The 26,539-nt window shown below is 55.0% G+C and carries 18 protein-coding genes; 9 read left to right on the top strand and 9 right to left on the bottom strand.

Annotation, left to right across the window (positions count from 1 at the left end):
• Positions 1–6: 6 nt before the first annotated feature.
• The gene (locus NP589_RS09780; protein WP_256606816.1) at positions 7–525 is read right to left on the bottom strand and encodes a sigma-70 family RNA polymerase sigma factor; all 519 of its coding nucleotides are present in this window, start codon (positions 523–525) and stop codon (positions 7–9) included.
• 333 nt (positions 526–858) lie between these two features.
• Between NP589_RS09780 and NP589_RS09775 the strand changes: the two genes are divergently transcribed.
• From NP589_RS09775 to NP589_RS09760, 4 genes are all read left to right on the top strand, one after another.
• Positions 859–2,559 carry a glycoside hydrolase family 17 protein gene (locus tag NP589_RS09775; protein ID WP_256606815.1) on the top strand — a complete coding sequence of 567 codons (1,701 nt, stop codon included), beginning with the start codon at positions 859–861 and terminating at the stop codon, positions 2,557–2,559.
• A 101-nt stretch (positions 2,560–2,660) separates the two neighbouring features.
• A complete protein-coding gene (locus tag NP589_RS09770; RefSeq protein ID WP_256606814.1) occupies positions 2,661–3,458 on the top strand; it encodes a transglutaminase domain-containing protein in 798 nt (265 codons plus the stop codon).
• An 86-nt stretch (positions 3,459–3,544) separates the two neighbouring features.
• Positions 3,545–4,855 (top strand): hemolysin family protein, encoded by a 1,311-nt coding sequence (locus tag NP589_RS09765; RefSeq protein WP_256606813.1) that lies wholly within the window; start codon positions 3,545–3,547, stop codon positions 4,853–4,855.
• 247 nt (positions 4,856–5,102) lie between these two features.
• On the top strand, positions 5,103–6,032 hold the full coding sequence (locus NP589_RS09760; RefSeq protein ID WP_256606812.1) for a 2OG-Fe(II) oxygenase: 930 nt from the start codon (positions 5,103–5,105) through the stop codon (positions 6,030–6,032).
• 365 nt (positions 6,033–6,397) lie between these two features.
• On the opposite strand, the gene NP589_RS09755 is transcribed toward NP589_RS09760, so the two are convergent.
• Positions 6,398–7,948: a hypothetical protein gene (locus NP589_RS09755; protein WP_256606811.1), complete on the bottom strand. Its 1,551-nt coding sequence runs from the start codon at positions 7,946–7,948 to the stop codon at positions 6,398–6,400.
• 348 nt (positions 7,949–8,296) lie between these two features.
• Positions 8,297–9,226, bottom strand: a complete 930-nt coding sequence (locus tag NP589_RS09750; RefSeq protein ID WP_256606810.1) for a LysR family transcriptional regulator — start codon at positions 9,224–9,226, stop codon at positions 8,297–8,299.
• Between the two features lie 188 nt (positions 9,227–9,414).
• Here NP589_RS09750 and NP589_RS09745 point away from each other — a divergent pair, with 188 nt between their 5' ends.
• The 5 genes from NP589_RS09745 to NP589_RS09725 are packed head-to-tail and all read left to right on the top strand — an operon-like array spanning position 9,415 to position 16,503.
• Positions 9,415–11,004, top strand: coding sequence for a proton-conducting transporter transmembrane domain-containing protein (locus tag NP589_RS09745; RefSeq protein WP_256606809.1), 1,590 nt, complete (start codon positions 9,415–9,417; stop codon positions 11,002–11,004).
• The gene (locus NP589_RS09740) at positions 11,001–13,580 is read left to right on the top strand and encodes a YbcC family protein (RefSeq protein WP_256606808.1); all 2,580 of its coding nucleotides are present in this window, start codon (positions 11,001–11,003) and stop codon (positions 13,578–13,580) included. The genes NP589_RS09745 and NP589_RS09740 overlap by 4 nt, the downstream gene beginning before the upstream one ends.
• 1 nt (position 13,581) lies before the next feature.
• Positions 13,582–14,517 carry a sulfate adenylyltransferase subunit CysD gene (gene cysD, locus NP589_RS09735; RefSeq protein ID WP_256606807.1) on the top strand — a complete coding sequence of 312 codons (936 nt, stop codon included), beginning with the start codon at positions 13,582–13,584 and terminating at the stop codon, positions 14,515–14,517.
• On the top strand, positions 14,517–15,839 hold the full coding sequence (locus tag NP589_RS09730; RefSeq protein ID WP_256606806.1) for a sulfate adenylyltransferase subunit 1: 1,323 nt from the start codon (positions 14,517–14,519) through the stop codon (positions 15,837–15,839). Before cysD ends, NP589_RS09730 begins: the two co-directional genes overlap by 1 nt.
• A 28-nt stretch (positions 15,840–15,867) precedes the next feature.
• Positions 15,868–16,503 carry an NAAT family transporter gene (locus NP589_RS09725; RefSeq protein ID WP_256606805.1) on the top strand — a complete coding sequence of 212 codons (636 nt, stop codon included), beginning with the start codon at positions 15,868–15,870 and terminating at the stop codon, positions 16,501–16,503.
• Positions 16,504–16,774: 271 nt separating this feature from the next.
• Here the strand turns inward: NP589_RS09725 and NP589_RS09720 are convergent, their stop codons facing one another.
• From NP589_RS09720 to NP589_RS09695, 6 genes are all read right to left on the bottom strand, one after another.
• Entirely contained in the window at positions 16,775–19,252 is a 2,478-nt protein-coding gene (locus NP589_RS09720) for a TonB-dependent siderophore receptor (RefSeq protein ID WP_256606804.1), read from the bottom strand.
• Positions 19,253–19,532: 280 nt separating this feature from the next.
• Complete coding sequence (locus NP589_RS09715; RefSeq protein WP_256606803.1) at positions 19,533–20,627, bottom strand: FecR family protein; 1,095 nt, start codon at positions 20,625–20,627, stop codon at positions 19,533–19,535.
• Between the two features lie 53 nt (positions 20,628–20,680).
• The gene (locus NP589_RS09710) at positions 20,681–21,187 is read right to left on the bottom strand and encodes an RNA polymerase sigma factor (protein ID WP_256606802.1); all 507 of its coding nucleotides are present in this window, start codon (positions 21,185–21,187) and stop codon (positions 20,681–20,683) included.
• Between the two features lie 268 nt (positions 21,188–21,455).
• Positions 21,456–22,679 carry a PepSY-associated TM helix domain-containing protein gene (locus tag NP589_RS09705; protein ID WP_256606801.1) on the bottom strand — a complete coding sequence of 408 codons (1,224 nt, stop codon included), beginning with the start codon at positions 22,677–22,679 and terminating at the stop codon, positions 21,456–21,458.
• Positions 22,680–22,951: 272 nt separating this feature from the next.
• Positions 22,952–25,381 carry a TonB-dependent siderophore receptor gene (locus NP589_RS09700; protein ID WP_256606800.1) on the bottom strand — a complete coding sequence of 810 codons (2,430 nt, stop codon included), beginning with the start codon at positions 25,379–25,381 and terminating at the stop codon, positions 22,952–22,954.
• A gap of 423 nt (positions 25,382–25,804) precedes the next feature.
• Positions 25,805–26,539 (bottom strand): FecR family protein (locus NP589_RS09695; RefSeq protein WP_256606799.1); only part of this gene is annotated, 735 nt, incomplete at its 5' end.

Genomic DNA, 26,539 nt, shown 5'->3' with positions numbered 1-26,539 from the left:
TTTTATTTAATCGGCCAGTTGCCGCGCGCAATGCGCCATGGCTTTGGCCAGCAATTTATTGACCTGAGACTTGGAAATCCCCAAGCGTTCGGCAACTTGCGTATAGGTCAGGCCATCGACCCCGTGCAGTAAAAACACACTACGGCAGGCTTGCGGCAACTCGTCCAGCGCATGTTGCAATGCGGCCAAACGTTGTTGACCGATCAACACCTGTTCCGGTGGCGCGGCGTTGCCGGGAATGGATTCGGCTAGCGCATCGAAATCTTCGTCAGAGCCGTAACGGTCCCTGACCATAGTTTTGCGCTGATGATCGATGGTCAGATTGATCGCGATCCGAAAAGCCATGGCTCGAGCATTATCCGGCGGCGATTTCTCGGCGATTTGCCGTAAGCCCAGATAGGTATCATGGGTTAATTCGGCAGCAATGTCCGGGCATTTCAAACGCCCGGTTAAAAAACGCAATAACTCATCGGCCAAGGACTCGGTCCAGAACGCGGAAATATCGGTCAATGGCTGTGCACTCATGCGTATCGGAAATATCCAAAGCTTTATTCAAAAACAGCAACTGGCTGATACCCCACCAAAATGTCGCAGCGCAGCCTTGCGTCAGAGCGTCTGCAATAATTGAACCAAAGACGCATGTTGCTGGCAGGCCCCACCCGTCGTGCTGCCTTGCGCTGAACCTTACTTCCGAGCCACCCTGGAATACGGCAAATAACCCGCGGCATGGCCGGCAGATAACATAGTTTTATCGAGAATAGCCGTTTGACTCGCCGACTTTGATTTTTAGCGCGCGCCAAGCCTGTATAATCCCCGCAACCCCACGTATTTATTCACTTAGCTTAACCATCCCCTGTCATGCGCCCCACCTATCTGCTGTTCTGCCTGCTTTTCATCGTTGTCGTTCACGGCGCCATCGCCTGGAGCCTGAATCGACCCCAGGATGCCGGTGTCGATGTACCTTCGGGTAAATTACGTTCTTTGTCGTTCGCGCCGTATCGCGAAGGCTTTAGTCCTATCGAAGAAAAATTTCCGCTGCCGGAGCATATCGACGCCGACCTGGGCTTGATTGCCGATAAAACCCATACCATCCGCACCTACTCGATCCTCGGCGGCATGCAACCTACTCCCGAATTTGCGCGCAAACACGGCGTGGAGATGATTCAAGGCGGCTGGCTTGGCGACGGCCATGCCAGCAATAAAAAGGAAATAGCCGCACTGATCGAAGCGGTGAACGCCAACCCGGATGTAGTGAAACGGGTGCTGGTCGGTAACGAAGTCCTACTGCGCAAAGACATGGATGTAGACACCTTGATCGGCTATATCCGCCAGGTCAAACAGGCGGTAAAACAACCGGTATCGTATGCGGATGTGTGGTCTATTTATCTGAAATATCCGCAGCTGATGCAGGAAGTGGACTTTATTACCGTACACATTCTGCCCTACTGGGAAGACGAGCCGGTGGCGATTGAGGATGCGGCCGGACATGTAGAGAAAATCGTTCAGCAAATCCAGGACAAAGCCCACAGCATGGGTCTTAACAAACCGATTCTGATTGGCGAATCCGGCTGGCCGGCCGCCGGCCGGCAACGTGGTCAAGCCGTGCCCAGCGTGGTTAACGAAACCCGCTTCATCCGCAGCCTGATCGAAGTCGTGAACCGGCACGGTTTGGACTACAACATTGTCGAAGCCTTCAACCAACCCTGGAAAAGTCATAACGAAGGCGTGGTCGGCGCCAATTGGGGCTTGTTGACTATCGACCGGGAACCGGTATTTCCATTGACTGGCCCGGTTTACGAAAACCCGGATTGGTTGCTGCACTTTGCCTGGGCGACCGGTTTGTGGCTGCTGCTTGCCTCGATATATTTTAAAAAACTACAAAACCTGCCGTGGCCGCGCTTGTTGGTATTTTTAACCTTGGCGCAAATATTTGGGGTATGCCTGGTGACGCTGGCGGATTTTCTGTGGTTTACCAGCTATAGCATCTGGCAACAGGCTTACACCGTCTTGCTTGTGGTAGCCAACGGCCTGTTGAGCGGCTTGTTGCTGCAACGCTGCTATGCGATTTTAGCCCACCAAGCCGCGCTGCCGGCCCTGGCAAACCGCTTGAGAAGCGCCTATCTGTTTTTCGTGGTGCTGGCGCTGTATAAAACCTACAGCCTGGCGTTCAATGGCCGGTATCTGAGTTTCCCTGTCGAACAATTCGCAATTCCGGCCATCGGCATCTGCGGCTTGATCATTTGCCTATACCTGGCCCAGCGCCGACTGCAATGGCATATGCTGCGCTTCGACAGCCTATGCGGCGGCAATTCGCAAACGCCGCGCGACCGTTTACTGGCGTATTTTTTAAACTTCGGCATGCTTGCCGTGGTGATAGGCGAGACGCACGAGTTCATGGCCGCTTACGACTTTATCCAAGCGCATCCGGGCTTTAGCGAAGGTTTACCGGTAGCCTTAGGCTACACCTTCTACAATCAGCAACTCACGGCTTGGTTGCTGTGTATACTGGTGCTGTCGATCCCGTTCTGGCCCCTCCGCTCAGACAAAGCCAAGATTTAGCGCGTACGATCAATGTTGCTCAAGCGGCTGGTTCCGGCACCGCACCTATCGGTGCGTGCCCCGAGGCTGATTTTTCGGTAATCAACACAAGGACACCCTATATGTGGCTGCGCACTAGCTGCGAAATAAGCTTCGATGTCATCATCGAGACTCCATTCATTTTGATGCTGCGGCCGCGCAACGGCGCCAATCAATGGGTGGCCCGCGAGTCGTATACCTTAAATCCGACGGTGCCGGTATTCGAATATACCGACTACTACGGCAATCTCTGTCAGCGCCTGATTGCCCCGCCCGGCGAGTTTGCCGTGCGCACCAGCGCCGACATTCATACCAATGAACATATCGACGTCTGCCCCGGCGCACCGTTTACGGAAGTGCAAACTCTGCCGGATTCGGTACTGACCTATCTGATCCCGACCCGCTATTGCGAATCCGACCGGTTTATCGATCTGGCCCAGGAAATCGTCGCCGATGCCTTACCGGGTTACGACCAAGTCGCGACGCTGCACCGCTGGCTACGCGACAATATCCGTTTCAATCCGGACTCGCCGCATTTCCAGTTGTCGGCAGTCGAAACCAATATGGCAGGTGAAGGCGTCTGCCGCGAATTGGCTCATTTGGGCATCGCGCTGTGCCGGGCTTTATGTATACCGGCGCGGATGGTGGTTGGCTATTTATACGGCTTGCAGCCTATGGATTTTCACGCCTGGTTCGAGGCTTATGTGGGTGGGCGTTGGTATACCTTCGACCCGACGCAAGCCGAACCATGCGGCGGTAGGGTCATAGTCGCTTACGGCCACGACGCGGCGGACGTGGCGATTTTCACCCAATTCGGCCCGGCGCTTTATCCCATGCACATGGCCGCCAATGTCGAACGCCTGCCCGGCCCGCCGGATTAGCGCACACCCGGCGCCGCCATCACACATCGAGCAAAGGTGCGGATTCCCGGTATAATGGCGATTCCGCTGTAATCAACGCTTTATTTATGAGTAATCTTGTTCTGGTCGCCTGCGCCTTGTTGCTGGTATTTCTAAACGGCTTCTTTGTTGCGGTCGAGTTCAGTCTGGTCAAACTAAGGCAGACCCGAATCAAGACAATCGAACAAACCGAAGGCTGGCGCGGCCGCATTCTCGCCAAAGTACACAAAAAACTCGACGCTTATCTATCGGCCTGCCAACTCGGCATTACCCTGGCGTCGCTGGGCCTGGGCTGGATAGGCGAACCGGCTTTCGCCGACCTGTTAGTCCCGCTGTTTGTCAAAGCCGAAATCACCTCCCCGGAAATCATCCATAACATCTCGTTTGCATTTGCGTTTTGCACAATATCCTTCCTGCATATCGTCGTTGGTGAGCAAGCGCCTAAATCGCTGGCTATCCGCAATCCGGAAGGCATAGGCCTGTGGAGCGCCGGACCGCTTTACGCGCTGTACTGGCTGATGTACCCGGCCATCTGGTTGTTGAACGGCAGCGCCAATCTGGTGTTACGCATCGCCGGACTTAGCGACGGCCACAACCTGGACAGTCATTATTCCAACGACGAATTGAAACTGATTCTGCGCTCCAGCCGGGCCGGCGAGAATCTGACCAGCGATGAATGCAACGTGCTGGCCAAGGCCCTGGATTTCGGCAAGCTGGAAGTCTCCGATCTGATGCGGCCGATTCACGAAATTACCGCGCTGTATCAAGGCCAATCTCAGCAACACATGCTGGAAACGGTTTACAGCAGTTGCTTCAGCCGCTACCCGTATTTCGACAGTAACGGTATCGATGTGCTGGGCATTATCCATTTGAAGGATTTGTTTCTAGCGCAACAACACGGCCAGCAAATCGACGATTTGGAACCCTATCTACGGCCGATTCAACATATCTCCGCGCATATGCCGGCCCTGGAATTGTTCCGGCGCTTTACCCAAGGCTCGCCGCATTTCGCGGTCATCGGCCAGAAAGGCCATAAGCCGCACGGGTTTATCACGCTGGACAATCTGCTGTCAGCCATGGTCGGCGAAATCCGCGACGAGTTTCGAAAAACCGAAAGTGACTGGACCCGTCAAGATGACGGCAGCCTGCTGGGCAAAGGCAGCTTGCCGATTTTCTCGCTGGAGCGGATTCTGGGTATCGATGTGGAAAACGAAGAACTGGATCTGGACGACGTCGATTCCGTGGGAGGCATGATCCTGGCGCAATTACGCGACATCCCGGAAGCCGGCGAGCGCATCGCCTTCAACGATTTTGAAATCGTCGTGAAAGAAATGAACGGCCCCAGAATAGAGTGGGTGCAGGTTTATCCGAAGCAGTAATGTGAAAAACTTACAGCTTTGGTTTGTGGATTCAGCTAGCCGATGTAGCCGCGATTAGCGAAGCGTAATCGCGGGAATGATGCCTTGTAGTTAGGAATTGATGCTGCCCTTGGGTTGGCATCTCTAACCTAGGCTGGAAAACCGCTTCCAATATTTGCCCAAACAACGCTAAGTTTTCCAGCAAAAATAGCAGCGTCTGCCCCCTTCTGACTCCACCTCTCATATCACCCAAAAAGGAGCTTAGCCGTTGCTCGCGCAGCCCATCCACCACGATAGCCCGTTCCCGTTTTTTTATGTAAATGCTGCCTTTTCCCAGGATCAGTGCGCTGCACTTGATTCCTTATTCTTGCAAGACGGTAACTGGCAGCATCGGGATGGCGCGTTTTACCGGTGTTCTCTCAAAGACGTTACCGAGAATATTCCAGACACGTTTCAAGCGGAAGTGCTTACTAGAATGCGCGAGATTACCGGATTGCCTCTCACGAATCGTGTTCTGGTCACGGCGCAACGCATGCTGCCGGGGCAAGCCATTGGTGTACACAGCGACCGGCCGCTAGTGGGTTACGAAATTGCACGACTGGTCGTGCAACTGAATAAGCAATGGCAAACCGACCATGGCGGTGTTTTGGAATTATTCTCCTCGCCGGAGAGCGAGGCGGTGTTCAGCGTTAATCCTGAGTACAACAAAGCCTTTGGCTTTCTGCTGCACGTCGATTCATACCATGGTGTCACGGAGGCGATTCAGCCGCGACAAACAGTGGTCTTCAATTTCTGGCACGCTGCCAATACCCCCGAGCTTGCCGCACACGTGCAGGCCTTGTTTACAGACATACATTTCTCCGAACTGCCGGCAACTCTGAACCCTGTAGCCACGGCTGCGGAATCGAGTCTGCCCGAGGAGACGACATTTCATGCCGGCATGGCTGCGCTTGCACTCCATCGCTGGGGTTATGATGAAACTACCGTGATCACCGGCTACCAATACAGCGCCGGCCTTTCTGTCTGCGACAGCAACGATGCCGAGACCTATGCCGCCGTGCGGCTGGCGGACTGGATGGCATGTTTGTATCGGGATTGGTTTGATCTGGCCCGTTGGCAGATCTTGCGCCGCGAACTTGCAGGAATCGAAATGTTTACACGCCTGATGCCTACATGGCAGCTTTGTCTGCCGGAATAGCGAGAGTTGGGCAAAGGGTTGTCGGCTATCGACGCTTAGCCGCCAAAGAAAATTGAATTTGCAATGACAACAATTGGCAAATAAGTTGTCCTTCAAAATGTAGGTGCGATTAGCTCGCGTAATCGCACCTACATTTTGAAGCCAACAGTCCTCCGATTACGCTATCGCTAATCGGAGCTACGCGGGCTAAAGTTAGTACGCTGTATATGATTTCTCAGCGTTTTTGCAGTTCCTTTTCCACTCGCCGCTTCCTTTATGCTTAACGTCAATATCGATCACGTTAGCCAAATGACGGTTTTTTCGCGTTTTTACATGTCCTTGACTGAGAAATGAAATGCATCCTCCAAGGCCCGCTTCCGCCTGCCTTATTCCCCCAACGGCCGCAGCAGTTTTTCCAACAACCACGGATCATCGAAATGGCGTTTGCCGAGAAAAGCGATAGCATGCGTGCCCCATTGCCGCATGGCGCCGGGGCTGGGTACGCCCATGGGCCACAGCAGGAATCTTTCCGGGCGTTCGCTGCCGGCAACCAAGCCCTCTTCGTCGAACATACTGCGGTATCCGCCGTCGGCCATGGGCAGCGAGCGTAGCGCATCGTAATCCAGCCAGCCATATGGTTTCGCATCCGTCGCCGGCATAGCGGTGGCGATACCATTGATAAAATGCTTACCCGCCGCAACTTTCACCAACAAGCGTTCGCCGGGTTGTCGGGCGAGAATGGACACCGGCGCCAAAACCGGTTCCGAATCATCCAGAGGCTGCACCACCTCAACCCCCTGCCCTGGAAATATCTGGTAATAACAGCCGCAGGCATGAATGCTTTCGTAAGCCAGCGGGCTACCATCCATTCTTAAGGTGACCCGCCAAATCAGGCCGTCGAAGCGACCGGCGTAAATATCCAGCAGACCTGTAGCCGGCCGGGCCGGAAACCAGATCAGGTAATTCAGTTGCAGTAAAACCTGGCTTCCAAACCGGGTATGGGAAGCCAGCCGATAGACGCTGGGGTTTTGTGGATCGACCTGAGCTTCCCCATCGGCATTGAGGGCAACCGTACCGATACGATCATCATCGCTCACGGTATCGACTACCCAGCCCGGCGCATAGGCGGAAAATAATTGCTCCAGTTGAGCCGGTGACGGCTCCGGAATACCCAAGGGATTGGCCGCCGACTGCGCAAGTATCTGTGCGACTTCCGCCGCCTGGATAGAAGGAGAAACCGGCGGCTCGTAACGTATCAGGCGGCCCTCGGCCGGTTGTTGATGCGCAGCCAGGAAAGGTGCGCGCATTTCGTTATGCAACTGGCGGACGCCGTCGACGATGGCCCAGCGGCTCAAGAAATACAGGCCGAAAATTCTTTGCCAGGTCGAATAAGCGTCGGGCGGCTGTATATTCGACAATAACCGAGCGCGTTGGTCTGAAGCGTTCGATAACGGCTGGGTCAGTATTCGGCCACAAGCGGATATTGTCTCCCCAGCCTCTTGAGCCGCCGGGGCTCGCAAGGCGGATTTTGCCGCAGCCGGCAGATTGCGCCATTCCTTCAGCCTTGCGGTTTGATCTAGTCCGCGCAAGCGTTCCAGCCACGCGGCGTAGGCGTCTGCCGTTAAATCGGCGCCGGCAAATGAGGCCAAAAAGCGATCGATACGCAGGCCTGGAAAGCCCTCGATGCGCGCGGCAGCCGCATCCGCCACGCCGAACTCGTCGACTCTGACGTCCATATCCCGAAAAAACCCCGCGCAGCCGGCAAAATCCGGCTGTGCGGGTAAAACCACCGGCTGCCTTACGGCACAGGCCTGCATGCCTATTGCTAATATGACGGTCAGTATCCACAAATCCGAACCGCGTAACGAGCAGGTAAGGACGCCGGAATTAGGATAGGCGATTTTGGAACTACGTCCGACAAACCGGCGAATACTCATGACCAACCTCCTAAGTTTCGATTGCCATTGCGCTCGAACAGACCATCGGCAGCACTGCAAACCAAAGACTATATCCCTAGCGGCGGCAATAGCACCAATATTATCCCGCCGATAAATTTGGCGCCCCTTTGCCAACAACGATTAAGCGACATTCCTGAAACGAATGCCGGTCTTTGGGTGCGCCCAAAATATGCAAGGCAAAACCGCATGCAGCGATCCGAATCCTTTCTTTCCAAACATATCGCCGACACGGGTAATTTGATTGAAGCCCCTTACCCTAGCTAGAGACCAATTGACTCAGTAAAACACTCCAAAATCACATCCCTTTTCTTTCAGAACAAGCTCACGTCAAGCCCTGTCTCCCATTGTTGAGACGGGATCATTGTCGGAAACCTTTGCTTCAGGCGATCTGGCTAATAAATCTTTGACCAAGGCGTTGGGGAAACGCCGGCTTGGCGTGATGGCATAAAAGCGTTCTCGAATGTCGGTGATGCGGTAGCGCTCCACCAATATACCTTGGCGCAATTCATCCAGTACCACCACCGGCGGCACCAAGGTCAAATGCCCGGATTCACGCGCCAGCAAACGCAGCATTGCCATGTCGTCGACTTCAGCCACCACAAGCGGCCTAACCCCGGCTTGTTCCAACAAGAAATCGAACGCAGCTCTAATTTCACTTTCGATGCTGGGCAGCAGCAGTGGTCGGCTATGCAGATCCTGCGGAAATTGAAACGGCCGACTGTCGTCGTCCGGTTTACCCACCAGGCTGACCGGCTGTTCGTCCAACAGATGGCAATGCCAATTGGTTTGCGCATCGCGGGGTACTGGCCGATTGGACAGTACCAGATCGATGGTGTGGGTATGCATTTGCGCCAGTAATTCACGCAGACTACCGGAATGCAGCACCAATTCGACGTCGCTGCGCTGCACCAAGGACCTGACCAACGCAAGCTGAAAATTACGCGACAGCGTCGAGACCGCCCCAATCCGCAACAACTGGCGCTCCGCTGCTGAGCGGCCATGCATCAGACTGATCAATTCATCCCCTGCCCGAAAAATGGCGTTGGCGTAATCCAAGGTAATCCGCCCGGCTTCGGTCAATTGCAGGCGTTTGCCTTCGCGCTCGAACAACTTTTGCCCAAACGACTCTTCGAGCTGGCGTAATTGAATGCTGAGCGCCGACTGTGACACATGTAAGCGTTCAGCCGCCCGCGTCAGATTATTTTCGTTGGCGATCATCCAGAAATAACGCAAGTGGTGATAGTTCAGTGAGGCCATGGATTCATTAACAAAAGAGAACGTTTAAATTAAATACATATATTGGATGAATTAATAGCCGATTGCTAGCATGACAACACTGTCAACATCACGGGGATTCTCATGCACAAGACCATCCGCTCCGCCATCTTATTCATCGAACAACATCACAACAACACTGCGTTTTTAAGCAGACAGGAGTTGCGGCCATGACATCGTTGATCACTTACTCCGCGGTGTCGGCGCCGCTGCTGTTGTTTCTATCAGGAATTCCATCGTCGACCTGGACGGATCGTCATCCGCAACTTATGACCAAACTTTGCGGAACGTTATCGATCCTTGCGGTGCTGACAGCTGGGCTTGCCGGCGTCAGTCTTTTCTATACGGGTTCAGGGGCTAGCGTCGCAGAACACTTGTTATATATCGATAGGCTCTCGGCCATGATGCTGATGCTGGTAGCGTTCATAGGCGCCGTGGTCATCCGCTATTCGCGTCATTACCTGGATGGCGATCCCGGCCAAGGCCGTTTTTTTAAGTGGCTCGCATGGACTATCGCGGCAGTGATGACCTTAGTGATCGCCGGCCATTTCATATTATTCGTGCTGGCCTGGATTATGACCAGTCTGTGTTTGCATAGACTATTGTTGTTTTATCCGGAACGGCAGGGTGCTCGTATCGCTGCTCGCAAGAAGTTTGTGTTCAGTCGCTTAGGCGATTTCGCGCTGATTTTGGCGGGGGTTTGGCTGTATCAAGTCTTCGGTACGCTGGAATTTGGCGAACTGTTCGCGGCGGCAGACACGACTATCCACAATAGCAGCAACTTAAACGCCGCTGCCTTTGCGCTGGTCATCGGGGCTGTCATCAAGTCGGCGCAATTTCCTTTTCATAGCTGGTTGCCGGAGGTGATGGAAACCCCCACGCCGGTATCGGCGTTGATGCATGCCGGCATCATCAATGCTGGCGGCTTTTTAGTGATACGCATGAGCCACGTACTGGTGCAGGCACCTGCCGCGCTGCACTTACTGGCAGTGATCGGCACCGTCACCGCCTTGTTCGGCTCTCTGGTGATGCTCACCCAAACCAGCATTAAAAAGTCACTGGCGTTTTCCACCGTCGGCCAGATGGGCTTCATGATGCTGCAATGCGGACTCGGCGCATTTTCCTCAGCGATGTTGCATATCATCGCCCACGCCCTCTACAAGGCCCACGCCTTTTTATCCAGCGGCAGCGTAGTCGACATTGCTCGCGCGGCCTGGGCCCCGCCGATTCGCGACAGTCGCCATCCCGGCGAACTGCTGGTGGCGTTCATCGCGGCGTTGGCGTTGACTGTCGGCGGCGCCGGCTTATTCGATCTGAACTTGCGGGAAGAACCCGGCATTGTGCTGTTGGGAGCGATCTTGCAAATGGCCTTGACCTACTTGTTGTGGAATGCGCTGGCCCATCACGCCGGCCCCGCGCAAATTGGCAAAGCCCTGCTTATCGCCAGCGGTGTGAGCCTGCTGTATTTCGCCCTACAAACCGGCTTCTTGCATCTGCTACGCGCTGACATTGCTCAGCAGATGCCGATAGACAGCCTGTTCGATAGCTTGTTGTTGACTGTCGTCCTGGCAGGATTTTTCACGATTTTGATGTTACAGATTCAGTACCCCGGCCCGGCGGCTGCAAAGGTTTGGCAAGCGGCCTACGTGCATCTCTACAACGGCTTTTACATCAGCACTCTCGCTAACCGCATGATCCAACGCTATGGGTCCAAGCCCGTTCGTCTTAGCCATCGTCACTCTGGAGGAATACCGCAATGAACGCAGCCGCATTGTCATTTAAACCTAACAATCACTTCGACAGCGCCGAGACCGTCGGCCGGACTTACGGCCAAGATAGCCTGCAAGCGCCAGACATACTCGCGGCCATTGAGCGGGCCTGCACTCGCATCGCACCGTTGTGGCCCTTACAACAATTCGTCGCGGTCAATCCGTTTCTTGGCTTAAGCGATCGCTCCTTTGCCGAGGCTTGCGAGTTCAGCGCGAGGATGGGTCAGGGCGAAATGCTGATGCCGGCGAGTTTCTACGCCGAGCAATACCGGCGGGGCTATATTCAGGATGCCGATATCAGCCAGGCCATGCAGCAAACCGGCAGCAATAGGTCCCTCCAGCAATGCTTAATCGAGTTGCAAAATCTGCCAAGCCACGATACCGCGCTGCCAGGCAATCCTTGCTACACCTTGGCGGACCATTTGGATGCCGAGCATGGCAGCCAATGGGCGCTATTGATTACCGACGAGATCTCCAAATGGTGTGCCGCTTACTTCGATCAAGGTCAGTCGGCGTGGCGCATGCCCTGGCGGGGGCTGCCGCTGTATGCGGCTTGGCGCCGCGCTGCGGCCTTCGACCGTACACCCGAATTAGCCGGCCTGTCGGCGTTTCGTCAGACAATAAGCGCCTTGCCGGAACAGCCCATTGAGGCGATTACGCGGATACTCGCTGCAATGGGCTTGCCCAGTGCCCGGCTCGATGATGCCTGCCATCGGCAATTACTGACGGTGGCCGGTTGGAGTGCTTGGGTGCGCTACAAGCATTGGCAAGCCAGCCCAGAGCAAACCCAAGACGCCTTGCTGCAACTCCTGGCTATACGGCTCAGCTATGACTATGCGCTTATCTCGGCGGTGGCAAGCCTGCAAGATGTCGAGACATGGCGAGACCATTGGCAAGACGCACCGTTGGCAAATACCGATACCGGTGCAGCACTTGAAATTCGCCACATTATGCAGTCGGCCTACGAATTGGCAACGCAGCGCCCCTTATTCGAAAAACTGGCGTCGGCGCTGGCCTCAGCAAGCCCTCACCAAGCCGACCGTAAAAACCTGCAAGCGGTGTTTTGTATCGACGTGCGCTCGGAAATTTATCGGCGCGCTCTGGAAACGCAATCCAATACCATCGAGACCCTGGGTTTTGCCGGCTTCTTCGGTTTCCCCATCGAATACATCGCGCTTGGGCATCATCAAGGTCAGCCGCAATGTCCGGTCTTGCTGAAACCCAAATTCCGCATCCGGGAAAGCGTAAGCGATGCCGATGTTGGCGAACTGAGCGACATCCTTGAGAAACGCTGGCTGCGCAAGCGCTTGAACAGACTTTGGAAGGGCTTTAAAAACTCCGCCGTGTCTTGTTTCTCTTACGTGGAAATTTCCGGGCTGAGTTTTGCCGGCAAGTTGCTCAGCGACAGCCTGGGTTTGACCCGGCCGGTGGTCAAACCAGGTATCGCTGGGCTGGACAAACACATAGTGCATCGCATCGGCCCGGTCATTACCCGCCAGCGCGGTCGTTTGATTGCCAAGGGTCCAGTAGTCGAAACCGGCATTGCTTTGGGTGATCGCATCGAACTGGCGCGCAAAGCCTTGCAGGGTATGAGTTTGAATGAGGGTTTTGCCCGGTTGGTGTTGTTGTGCGGACATGGCAGCAGCACCGTCAACAATCCGTACGCAGCCGGTCTGGATTGCGGGGCCTGTGGTGGACATAGTGGCGAAGCGAATGCGCGCGTCGCGGCGGCGGTGTTGAACGATCGGGAAGTGCGTGCCGGTCTGTCTACTCAGGGATTGACCATTCCGAAAGACACCTGGTTTGTCGCCGGTTTACACGACACGACGACCGATGAAGTGCGTTTGTTCGATCTTGATCAAATCCCACATTACTTCAGTGAAGACCTGCTGCTGTTACGGCGCTGGCTGGATCAGGCCTCGCAGCTCGCTCGCCAAGAACGGGCGCCGGGTTTGGGATTGGCAAACGACGATGCTGCCTCGCTGACGAGAGCTGTCAGCAAACGCAGTCGCGATTGGTCGCAAATTCGCCCGGAATGGGGATTGGCCGGCAACATCGCCTTCATCGCCGCTCCCAGAACACGCACTTCTCACTTCGAGCTCAACGGCCGGGTATTTCTACACAACTACGAATACCGGCAGGATACCGACGCTGCAATCTTGAGCCTGATCATGAGTGCGCCGATGGTGGTGGCAAGCTGGATTAATCTGCAGTACTACGCCTCGACCGTCGACAACCGCCGCTTCGGTAGCGGCAATAAGGCCTTACATAATGTGGTCGGCACCATCGGCATTCTGGAAGGCAACGGCGGCGATTTGCGAGTCGGTTTGCCGTGGCAATCGCTAAATGACGGAAAAATCCTGCGCCACGAGCCGGTGCGCTTGACCGTTGTCATCGAAGCACCAGCAGAGATGATCGAGCAAGTGTTAGCCAACCACGCCGAGGTTCGGCAGTTGGTCGATAACCAATGGTTGCATCTGACGCGTATCGATCCGTTTGATAACTGCTGCTATCGGTACATCCAGCAGCACTGGCAAGCCGTCACCGATTATGGCAGGGAGAGATAATATGAATTGGCAAGTAAACACAGCATTTAACCCATCGCACGTTGCGACGGACCACCTGGATCTGCTGGAAGCCGAGGCGCTATTCATTCTGCGCGAGGTGATTGCCGAATGCCGTAACCCGGTATTGTTGTTTTCCGGCGGCAAAGATTCGGCAGTTTTATTACATTTGGCTTACAAGGCGTTTCATCCCGAGCGGATCGGCTGCGCCCTACTGCACATTGATACCGGCCATAACTATGACGAAGTGATTGCCTACCGCGACCGGATGGCGGAACGCTACGATTGCCAACTGCACGTGCGCAGTGTCGAGGATTCAATCCGCAAAGGCTCCGTGCGCTTGCGGCATGCATTGGAATCGCGCAATCCCTATCAATCGGTCACCTTGATGGAAGCAATCGCCGAGTTCGGGTTTGATGCCTGTTTGGGTGGCGCCCGGCGCGATGAAGAAAAAGCGCGGGCCAAGGAACGGATCGTCAGTGTCCGCGACGAGTTTGGTCAATGGGAACCGAAACATCAGCGCCCGGAACTCTGGTCCTTGTACAACACGCGTGTCGCACTCGGCGACCATTTGCGGGTGTTTCCTATTTCGAACTGGACCGAGCTTGACGTCTGGCAATACATACAGCGCGAGGACGTCGAGCTGCCGGCGCTTTACTTCGCCCACCCACGCCAAGTTGTGAGGCGTGGCGACATTCTGGTTCCGGTGACGCATCTGACACCGGCCCAAGCCGGCGATACCGTGGAAACCATCAGCTGCCGTTTCCGCACGGTCGGCGATATATCCTGCACCGCGCCGGTGGCATCGACAGCCAGCAACGTGGCCGACATCATCACCGAAACCGCGCAATGCCTGCTGACCGAACGCGGCGCCACCCGCCTGGACGACCGTGCCTCGGATGCGGCCATGGAACAACGTAAAAAAGAGGGGTATTTCTAATGAACATTGCCAATCACTCGACAGTAAACACACCTGCAAACCGTACACCGGCGCATGCGCCTTCCGGGCTACTCCGCTTTATTACCGCCGGCAGCGTCGATGACGGCAAGAGTACCTTGATCGGTCGATTGCTTTACGACACCGGCAACGTCGCTGCCGATCAGTTGGCGGCGATTCAAGCCACTTCGCAAAAGCGCGGACTGGCGACCATCGATTGGTCGCTGTTGACCGACGGTCTGATTGCTGAACGGGAACAAGGCATCACCATCGATGTAGCTTATCGTTATTTCTCGACGGAACGGCGCAAATTCATCATCGGCGATACGCCGGGTCATGAGCAATACACTCGCAATATGGTTACTGCCGCCTCAAGCGCCGATCTGGCGATTTTGCTGGTTGATGCACGTAAAGGTATCACCACTCAGACGCGCCGCCATGCTTATCTGACGCATTTGCTCGGCATTGGCGAACTGGTACTGACTGTTAACAAAATGGATTTAGTGGATTGGGATCCTGCGGTATTTCAGGCCATCGTCAACGAATTCAGTGCCTTCGTCGGCCAATTGGGTCGTCACCACGTGCAAGCCATTCCGATATCGGCATTGACCGGCGCTAATGTGGCGACCTGCGCCGAGTCCATACACTGGTATTGCGGCCCGAGCCTATTGCACTATCTTGAAACCGTCCCGGCAAGGCGCGACGCCGATCACGCCCCCTTACGCTTACCGGTACAACGGGTAGCTCGGATCATGCTGGGTAACGGCGCCGGCGGCATTAGCGATAATGAATTCCGCTGCTACCAAGGTACACTGGCCTCAGGCCGGTTACAGCTTGGCGATGAAGTGACCGTGTTGCCATCCGGTCTGCGAGCGCGAGTCAGTCGATTAAGCATCGCCGACCGCGCGTTGCCCATGGCTAGAGCCGATCAATCGGTGGTGGTATCGCTGGATAAAGAAATCGATATTTCGCGCGGCGATATGCTGGCCGACCCGATTAATCCGCCGCGCGTCGTCAAAACCATCAACGCGGACATTTGCTGGTTAGCGGAGCAACCGTTGCAGACGCGGGGCAAGTATCTGGTCAAACATACGACGCGTACCGTTAACGCCCTGTTCGAGGAGTTGAGTTACCGGTTAGACGTCAATACCCTGGCCCAACAAGCCGCGCCGGACACGGCGGCAATGAACGACATTTTGCGGGTCAAGCTGAAACTGCAACAACCGCTATTGGTCGATGCCTATGCCGATAACCGCACCACCGGCAGTTTCATCCTTATCGATCCGGTGTCTTTGCAGACGGTGGCGGCGGGCGTAATAATCTAATGCCACAGGGACTCACACGGGGATCCAAATGAATTGGAACGAATACGTGCAATTGCTGGCCGGCTTGGTTTCGGTGGTCAACCCGATCAGTGCGATGCCGATTTTTCTGTCGTTGACAGCAAGAAAGCAGCCCGTGGAACGCCGACAAACGGCGATGACCACCGCGTTTGCCGTGGCGATGGTGCTGTTTACCTCGCTATTGGCCGGCGAACCGATACATAATTTCTTCGGTATCGGACTGCCGGCGTTCAGGGTCGCCGGTGGTTTGTTACTGTTGTTGATGGGCATCTCTATGCTGCGGGTCAGCGACGACCGCTCGCGGCATACGCCGGAAGAAGACGCCGAGTCGCACGAAAAATCCTCGGTAGCGGTGGTGCCATTAGCGATTCCTTTGCTGGCGGGGCCCGGCGCGATCAGCACCACCATCGTCTATGCCCACCGCGATTTGTCATTGGCGCATTATCTGTTGTTCAGCGGCGTAATCGTGTCCATCAGTTTGATCGTGCTACTGATACTGCTGCTGGCACCGCGCATTATCGCCATCATGGGACAGACCGGCATGAACGTGGTCACGCGGGTGATGGGCTTGCTACTGACCTCAACCGCCGTCGAATTCATCGCCGGCGGCATCAGCGAATTGTTTCCGATTTTAGCGGCGGGCTGAGTGATGCCTGCTGGAAACCTAATTTAAACACCTGTAAGCAAGCGACAACACAAGCCCACTGCTATGAATTAAACCCAATCCTAAGCGGAAACACACCGGCTTATGTCGCGCGGCGCGGACTCTACCAGCGAAACTCCACACCGCCAAATACCATCCCGGTTGCTCCCGGATTGAATTGCGCCCGTCAACGAATAATTACCATCGTCCCAACCCACTCTGGTGCCTATCAGTGAAGCCACCAAGGCATCACATTTGCATCCAATACAAACGCTTAAAACTCCACCTTGATTGATCCGATAGCTGTCAACGGTGCACCAGGGGCAACACTTAAACGGGGGGTTACGTTGGACTCTGGATCGGTCGACTCGTAATAGCGCTTATCGAGTAGATTGCGTAGATTGAACTGCGCGGTAACCCGTGTTTTGTTAATTTCCCACCGGTATGCGGCGAAGGCATCCATACGCACATAGCCAGGCAGTTGAAAACTATTGGCCAAATCGCCTTCGCGTCCGCCGGCAGCTATACCGCCCAGGCCGAAACTTAAGCCTTGCAACGCGGTATGCCCTTTCATGTCGTATTTGACCCAAAGACTACCGGAATGCTCCGGAACGTTAGCCAAGCGATGACCAGCCGTGTCGCCAGCGTAATCTTTAATGACGCGCGCATCCGTAAACGCATAACTGCCTATCAAGCTCAAGGCATCCGTCAAATGTCCCGTTATATCAAGCTCTATGCCCTGACTGCGTTGCTGGTTGGCTATTTTATCGAACGGATTGGGCGTACTGTTATCCGGAACCAAGATGTTATCTTTGGTGAGATGGTAGTAGGCCAAGGTTGCCAATAAGCGGTCATCGAATCCTTGGGTTTTCAAGCCGGCCTCAAACTGCTCGCCGATTTGCGGGTCAAAGGTCGAACCATCAGCGGCTGGCGCGTTATTGGCACCGAACGAGGTGGTCCAGTTGCCGTAGACTGCCAACTGTTTAATGGGTTGAAAAAGTATACCGACGCGAGGACTAAAACCCTCGTCTTTGCGTGATGGTAGGGTAGCCTCTGCGTCGGCAAATGAAGCCATGTACGATGAACCGGTTTCCGCCCAATCGTATCGACCACCTCCTAAGATATGCAATTTATCCCACAGAGTAATGTGATCCTGAAAATAGGCGCCGTACCAGTTGTTATTAAAAAACGCAAAATTATCGGTGGTGCAGCAATTGGGTGGTTGCGATAAGGTTTGTTCAATAACTGCAGGATTTATTCCGTAGCTGGGCCAAGGATTGTAAATGTTGATATTCAGATCAGGATTGGCATCGTTGAATTCACCAAAATAATGGTACTTCATCGTCGCCTGAAAATAATCGAACCCCAGCAACACATCGTGCTTGGTCGAGCCAAGCATGAACTTTCCGGTCAAATCCAGATTGGTAGTGTAGAGATCGGTATCGGCTGTTTGACCGAATATATTGCGCTTAAGCGTCCCGTCGGGGAGCAAGGCGTCTTCGGCGGGGCCAAAAGCCGGCGTTGGATTAACCATATAGTCATGCGCTTCGTTAAAGCTGGCTAGAAAGCGATTATGTATCGCCCAGTCGTCGTTAAAATGGTGATTAATTTCCGTGCTCAGATGCGTTTTGGAGATGCTACTCATAGGAATATTGGGATCGTTCAATGACCGACTGATTGGTATGGGCGCCGGACGATTGCCGATAACAGGAATGCCGAAATCTGACCGATAGTCCTGATCGAATCCCTCGACACTTAAAGTCATATCTGTTCTATCGGTCGGCCGCCAAGTGACGCTAGGATTGACCAACACTCGGTCGGTGGACACAAAATCTCTGAAAGAATTTGCGTTTTGATACGCACCGGTAAAACGATAAAGTACCGATTTGTCATCGTTTACTGGGCCAGTGGCATCCCACTGCGTGCGGTAAAAATCATACGAACCAAATTGCTGTTCTAATGCGTAATACGGAATGTCTAGCGGCTTTTTGGTAGTAATGTTGACAAGACCACCGGGCTCTATACGTCCGAATAGAACTGCAGCAGGACCTTTTAGCACCTCGACACTTTGTAGATTGCCTGCATCTACTTCGGTAGGTTCGCCATCCCGGATAGACAGCAAACCGTTTCGGTATACTCTGGCATTGTGAAAACCGCGAATGATGAAGCCATTGCCGTATCCCAATGAAGGTTGTGCTCTCACACCGCTGACATTTTCCAACACATCTTTAAGCCGTGAACTTTTCTGATCATCCATCACTGCTCGCGGGACCACCTGAACCGATACTGGCGTATCGAAGATGGGGGTATCGGTTTTGGTGGCGGTAGTAGTCGTGGTCCGATTGTAGCTTGGATTGTAAGGATCACTGTCCGCATAGCCCGCTTTACCGGTCACCATAACTGTCGGCAAAGTCGTCGCCGACTGCGGCTCGATTCTCGCCATCTTTTCCAGCGTCACGGTATTACCGTTGCTGAACCGGTAGTGCAACCCGGAACCGCGCAGCAAGTTCTGCAAAGCCTGTTCCGGCGTATAACGGCCTGTTAATTCCGGCGCGATGATGTGTTCGGCGATGTCGCCTTCATACAGCACTTGCAAGCCGGTAAGCGCGGAAAACCGGGTCAACGCCGAGGATAGCGATTGGGAGCGGATGTCAAAGGTTTGCTCGGCAGCTATGGCAACAGCAGAAGTCAACAGGCCGGCAGCAAGCGCTGCGTAGAATGGGCCACGGCTAGCTGGTATGGGATATTTCATGCGTCTATCTCCTTCGTCGATGAATGGTGTTACCGACATAGACGACACGGATTCAGGCTTACCCTTAGCGCTGAAATAAATATTTTTTAGTCGTTTGCTATTTATCGATTCAGCCTTGAGACGTTTTATTAACCCGGCCCCTAAATATCGTCGCTCCCGCGCAGGCGGGAGCCCAGCGGCTATGCTAGATTCCCGCCTTCGCGGGAATGGCGAGTCCAGGGAGTTTAAGGGCCGGGTTAATAACGGCCTGATCAATAGCGCGAGGTGCCCGGCGATAGCCTCAATACAACAACACCAGATCGCCCGGCATCCGCAAAGCTTTGGCTTGAAGGGTGGTGATCAGCGCAGCCAGTACCGCATCGGGGTCGGAGTTGTTGAATACGCCGTTGACGACGCGTTCGGCCAACTGCGGATTAACAGCGACAATACGACCGCGACGATAGCGGTTAACTTCTTCCAATACTTGCGTCAAAGGCTGGCGGTGAAACACGGTTTGGCTTCGCCGCCAGGCCAGCGCATCGTCGTTGTCGAGCTTAGCAACGGCTTGCAGCCGGCCTTGCCGATACTCGGCTTGCTCGGCGGCATGAACCAGGGCTTTGGCTTTGTCTGCGCCGACCTCCACGGTGCCTTCGCTAACGACGACGCGCAGCTCATCAGCCTGCTTGCGGACGCTGTAGGCGGTGCCCACCGCGCGGGCTGTGGCCTGGCCGCCGTCGACGACAAACGGCCGTTGCTTATTGGGCGCGACTTCGAAATAGGCTTCGCCGCGTAACAACTCGATCTGGCGCCAGCTTTCGCTATAACGGACCGTTAGCGCCGTGTCGGTATTCAAGGTCAGCCGCGAGCCGTCCGCCAGTTCGACACTGAGTTGTTGGCCGGCTGCGGTATGGTAATCGCTGCGCCAGTTTTGCCATTGCTCGGGCAGCCGCCAGCCGGCCACCAGCAGCAACAGCCCGAGACAACTCAAAGCAACTCGTTGCAGGTTTCGCCCGCCGGACGAAGGTTGCAAGCGCCCATCACCCTGCCCTCTCGGCAACTGTTCCAGACCTTGCCCTACCTCCTGCATCCATGAAGTCGTCCCGGCGGGAGAGGGTTCTGTTTTGGTTTTGGCGGCATCCGTTTGTAGACGTTGCTGAACCCGCTCCGCCGGCAGTTGCAGCAAGTCCCACAGCTTGAGGGCTTTGTCGTAGGCTTCGGCGTGTCGGGGATCGGCGTGGTACCAGATTTCAAATTGGCGACGCTCTTCGTCGCTGACATCATCCGCATGCATACGGGCAAACCAGGCGAGTGCCTGATCCGAAAGCGAGCCGGATGACGCGGATTGAGGGTTATCGGACATGGTTAGGGACGGGAAGCGTTGAGCCGAAGCTGACATGATGCCACGATTTTATAACGGGGTTAATTTGCATAAGACCAGCGCGCCGAGCATCACAGGAAATCGATGCGGTCTTTCAAATGCTTCAGAGCCTTATGCATATGACTTTCCACAGTGCGCGCCGATATGCCCAGCTCGGCGGCGATTTCGGAATAACGCTTGCCTTCCACTCGACACGCCAAGAACACTTTGCGACATTGCGGCGGCAGCTCGTAGATGAGTGTTTCGAACAATTCCATTTGTTGTTGCCCCTCCAGCGTGCCATCCGGTTGCGGTTGGCCGCAAGCGATGTCATCGCCGACCAGACCGCCGTCGCGTTGTTCTTGCCGAGCTCTGCTGCGCAAGTGGTCCAGGGCCAGGTTGTCGGCGATGCGAAACACGAACGCCCGCTGATTGGCAATCTCGCCGACGGCGGAATAGCGGGCGATGCGCAAATAAGTTTCCTGGATCAAATCGGCCGCGGTTTCCGCACAATTGACCTTACGAGTCAAAAACTGCTGGAGTTCCTTCTGGTAGAGCAGAAAACTGGCCAGTAAATTGGAATCGGTGATTGCACCCATGAACACATAGTCGGCAATGAAACGTCTTCCGAAGCAGCAAGTTTTAAGCCACTACCTTGGGAAGCCAGGGTTATGCGGCTGTTGCTCCATCAGTTGGCAACACTGCTGGCGAAATCCCCGAAAGCGTAACGACCAAAGTGCGGCATATGACACACTTTTAAACCCCGCTTCCCGCTGCGAAGCGCGACTGGCATAGGGACAAATTCAGACATCTCGTGTTGGTCGAAAATATTGCCCAATCGTTTCAGTACCTGATAATTGATCGATTTCAGCCCTTCCGTCTGTGCCGGGTTGCGGCTTTCTGCCGCCAGCGGATCACACCGGTGACAAACAACACCGGACAAACCAGTCCGGTGATAAACACCAAAATCCGCCCGGTCATGCCAAAGACCTGGCCGGAGTGCAGCGGCCATTGCCAATGGGTGAAGATTTCGCCGGCGCTGGCGGTCGGCAAGCTAGGATCGTCCCGGTCCAGAATCTTGGCGCTGTAACGATCTATCACCGTGCAACGGCGTTGCAAAAGGCTGCCGGGTGCATCGACGCCGTCCTGGCAGACGGTGTAGGTTTTCGTCGGTTCCGCCGCGCCGTAAATCATGCTCGGTCGACCAGTTGGGTACTGTTGCCGTGCAATAGCCACCGCTTGAGCCATGCCGATGGCCGGCGCCCCCGGATGCGGCGGCGTAGATTGAAACCAGTAACGGTAGGTGGCCGGCGAAAACACTTCCAGCACCGCTACTACGTTATGCGGCAACACCATGTACACGCCGGAAAACAGCACCGGTATCATCGCCAGCATGGTATAAAAACCGCTGGTTTTGTGCAGATCGTAATTGAATCGTACCTTGCCGGCACCGGCTTTAAACAGCAGTGCCTGCCGCCAGCGTCCGGTCAGCGGCCACCAGACGATCAGGCCGGTCAGGGTGGATATAATCAATAATATGCCGGACAGGCCGACCACTACCGTACTGATGTCGTTGGGCAGCAGCAAGGCGTAATGCAATTCAAACATCAGGCCGATGAAAGTGCTGGGCAGCCAATCGCTGGAACGGCCCTGAAGTTGTTTGCCGGAGATTTTCGCGGTGTAAGGATCGACGCCTACTTCCCAGCGTTCCACCGCGCCGTTGGCATCCGCCACCGCGAAGCGCAGCTTGAAGGCCGCGAATTCGTTGCGCGGGTAGGTGGCGAAGTTGTGTTTGGCTTGCGGCGGCATCGCCGCCTTGCCGGCCGCGAAAATTTCAGCCAAGGGCCGATACTCGGCATCCGCCGGCACCTCTACCACCAGCATATCTGGATGCAGCCATTCGTCGAGTTCCGGATAAAACACCAGGATGCTACCGGTGATGCCATAAATAGACAGCAGCAAGCCCAACGTCAGGCCCAGCCAGAGATGCACGGTCAGCCAGCGTTGGCGGCGGAATTTTAAACGGGAAAGGCTAGGATTTTGCGGTTCTTTTCGAACCGTCGAAGCAGGTTGGTAGAGATTGGTACTCATGCTTGTAGCCCGAAAGGAACCTTGAAAGGTAGGAAAATAGAGTTGGCTAAGCCAGCCGCAATTTTGCCCGGAAAGCCCTGTTGTTGAATAAGACGTTCCGGCACCGAAAAATCCCACACCGGCTTGGTAGGCCGGACGATAGGAACCTCGCTCTGCGCGGGCTGGACTTCACGGCTTTGGATTGGTAACCCAAGGCCGATCCGTGAAACGCGATCGGATGAATTCGAAGCCTTCATCCCTCCGAATACGCGGCGCTATTCGGAGCGACAAAGTCAAAATTCCACCTTAATCGAGCCCATGAAATTACAGGGCGCGCCCGGCTGTACCAAATAGCCGCCAAAAGCCGAAGTCTCGTAAATGGTCTTGTCCAGTAGGTTATTGACGTTAAGTTGCGTCGTTATTTTTGATCGCCCCACGTTCCAGGCATAACCGATCAGGGCATCGACTCTGACATAGCCAGGCATTTGCCAGTTATTCTCGTTGTTCCCTTCGCGCTCTCCTATGACGTATGCACCGGCTCCGAAATTTAAACCGCGCAGTACGGGATCTTGAACCGTGTATTTAGCCCAGAAGCTTCCGGAGTTTCTGGGAACGTTCCAAAGTTTGTGTCCTTGATTGCCTCTATTATCTTGGGTAATTTCAGTATCGGTGTAGGCGTAGGAGGCAATCAGATTTAGGCCGTCCGTAATTTGGCCTGAAACATCCACTTCCATGCCCCGGCTGCGGGCGGCTCCTGTCTGCACGGAAAACCTTGAATTGCTTGGGTCGGCGGTGGCAATGTTTTGTTTGGTCAATTCGTAAAACGCGACCGTGGTCAGCAATTTTTTATCGAATAGCTCGGTTTTGAAGCCCACTTCGTGTTGCTGGGCGGTTTCGGCGTCGAGCGGTTTGCCGGTGGAGGCCAAGGCGGTATTCGCACCACCCAACGATTCCACATAGTTGCCGTACAAGGCAAGCCAGGGCCAGGGTTGATACACCACGCCGACGCGCGGACTGAACGCTTCGTTTTGAACTTCCGTCTCCCTGCTTCGCGCGGCTTCGATGGATGTCGTCGCCGCGCCGCTGCTGCGCGTCGCCCAATCATAACGTCCGCCACCCATGATATGCAGCTTGTCGAACAAGGTGATCTGATCCTGAAAGTAAGTGCCGTACCAGGACTGGGTTAGCGTGCTGAAGCTATTAAAATCGCTGGCTGTTGGTAATGGAACCGGCCCATAGACAGGATTAAAAACATCTACCACAGGCCTATGGCTTGCGGGTGCCGGAGTCTTGGCAAAACCTTGGCCATCGCGCGTTTCCCAAAAATAATCGAATCCAGCTAGTACTCGATGCTGCGTGCCCAAGAATTTGAATTTACCAGTGAGGTCGATATTGGTCGCAACCGTGTCGGTAATATCAATTGGTGTGGTAGTTGTGCCTCGAATAGCCGTGTTATTAACTGGGTTTACAGGGTTGTTAAAAAACGACTGATTGTTACCTTGATAATCAAGGTTGTAGTAATGAAAGCGATGCTGGATTTTCCAATCGTCGTTAAATTGGTGCGACCAATCAAAGCCGACAATAACCTTATCGTGTATGGCAAGGGCATTGTCCGATCCGAAACCCAGATAGTTACTGACGGGGACATTAATCGGCCGATTGCCCAGAACCGGAAGCCCCGTGTAATTTGTGCGGGTGTCATGCTGATACTCCAAATTCAAATTGACTTCCGTTCGGTCGCTGGGCCGCCAGCTCAGCGATGGCGCAAAAAACACCCGTTCCTGTTCCATTGTGTCGATAAATAAGTCATTGCTTTGATAGGCCATGTTAAGGCGATAGAGTAGCGAATGATCGTCGTTGATCGGACCGGTCGCATCCGCCGTGGTACGGAATAAATCGTAGGAGCCGAACTGCTGCTCCAACGAGTAATAAGGCGTATCAAGCGGTTTCTTGGTGACCACATTGATCAAGCCGCCCGGTTCGATACGCCCATACATAGCCGCGGCCGGGCCTTTCAGTACTTCGAGCTGTTCAAGATTGACGACCTCGTGCTGCGCGCGCCGGATGCGCAACCCATTACGATAGACGGTGGTCGTGCCATCGGTTTGAAATCCGCGCATCTGGAAACCTTCATACATCGGGTCGGTGGCCCAGAAAACGCCACTAACGTTCTTTAGCGCATCCTTGATCCGAATCGCCTGCTGGTCTTTCAAGATTTGTTTGGGGATGACCTGAATCGACATCGGCGTCTCCATGATCGGCGTATCGGTTTTGGTGGCGGCGCTGGCGTTGGGCAAGTGATAGTCGGAGTAATAAGGGTCGTTAGGATCGGACGTGGCTTTGCCCAATACCGTCACGCTGGGCAAAGCGGCTGTGTCGGCATTTGATTGCGGCGCGAGAGGTTTTCCCGATTTTTCTAAGGTCACCGTATCGTCGGCAGCGGTTTGCGGGGTCAGGCCGGTGCCGGTCAGCAGTTTTTGCAAAGCCTGTTGCGGGGTATAGCGACCCTGCACGGCATTGCCAGTCAAATTGCCGGCTAGTTGCGAACTGAAAAACACCTTGACGCCGCTGGTTTCGGAAAATTGCAGCAAGGCATCGGCCAACGGCGCGGCCGGAATCGCAAAGTCGATGGCGGTTTCGGCCGCGCACCACGGGCTGACCGTCAGCGTTGCCGCAAACAGTGTCAAACAAAGCGGGTTAATTGGGGATAAACGGCGGTGCATCGGGCCTCCTGGCGTCGGTTACGAAATTCGTCGGATTGCCGCCAAAGCATCAGTCGGGCAATCCGCGCGGGTTCGTAAGCAAAGACGACGGGGCCGATAGGTTTTATAACCCGGGAGGAAAAATATTTTTGGTGGCGTGATAACGATGGTTCGCCGAAGGTCGAATGGGCCGGAACCGAGACGCGCCAATCGCCGACGGTAAAACCGAGGGTGGATGCGGCTTTAACGGCGGCTGAACTAGCCGCGGGTCGGGGTAGCTTGATGAGGGTAACCCGACTCGCGGCCAACGCCAAAATGTCGGGTTACCGCTGCTGCCTAACCCCGTCCTACTCCGCTGGCATCCTATTCGGGCGGCGTCCGTTGGCTGCGTTTGGGAGAGCCTTGCCCGGAGCACAGGCGACCTTTCTGGAGAGGCTGCACAACTCAATTGCGGCGCAAAATCACCAAGGCATCGGATAAGCGTAGTTCCGAAACCGCCAAGGTTTTCTCGATCACGTTCAACGCGGCTTCCGGATCGTTGGCGTCAAACACGCCGGTCACCAAATGCCCGGCCAGCTCGGCGTCGGCGATCACGATCTTGCCGGGACGGTAACGGTTCAAGTCGTCGATCACGGCTTGCAGCGGTCTTTCCTTGAACACCAGCCGCCGGTCCTGCCAAGCGCCTACTTGCTTGAGATTGACGTTTTCAGGTACGCCGGCTTTCCCGCTCGACGAAGCGACGCGTTGGCCTTCCGGCAAGCGCTCTATCGTCTCGCCATCGGCGAAGGCGACCCGCACGCTATGCTCGTAGACCGTGACCGCCAAGTCGCCTTGCCATTGTTTAACATCAAAAGCCGTACCCAAGGCCCTGACCCGGCTGCTGCCGGTCACTACTTCGAAAGGCCTACCAGCGTCGGCGGCTACTTTGAAATGGGCTTCGCCGCCGTGCAGGCGAATCAGTCGTTGCTTTTCGGAAAATTCCACCGACAGCGAAGAGGCGGTGTTCAAAATCACTGTCGAGCCGTCGCTGAGTAGAATCCGCCGCTGCTCGCCGGTGCCGGTGCGGAAGTCGGCAAAGTAACCGGCATTCAACGTCCAGCCCAAGCCCAGCGCCAGCATCAGGCAGGCTGCCAACGGCATTCGCCAAACGTTGCGGCGCGTTGCCGGCAGGTGAGTGGC

Origin of the sequence: Methylomonas rosea (assembly GCF_024505055.1) — a bacterium.
GTDB lineage: Bacteria > Pseudomonadota > Gammaproteobacteria > Methylococcales > Methylomonadaceae > Methylomonas > Methylomonas rosea.
Note: the sequence above shows the minus strand (reverse complement) of the source record. Positions and strands in the feature narration are given on the sequence as shown.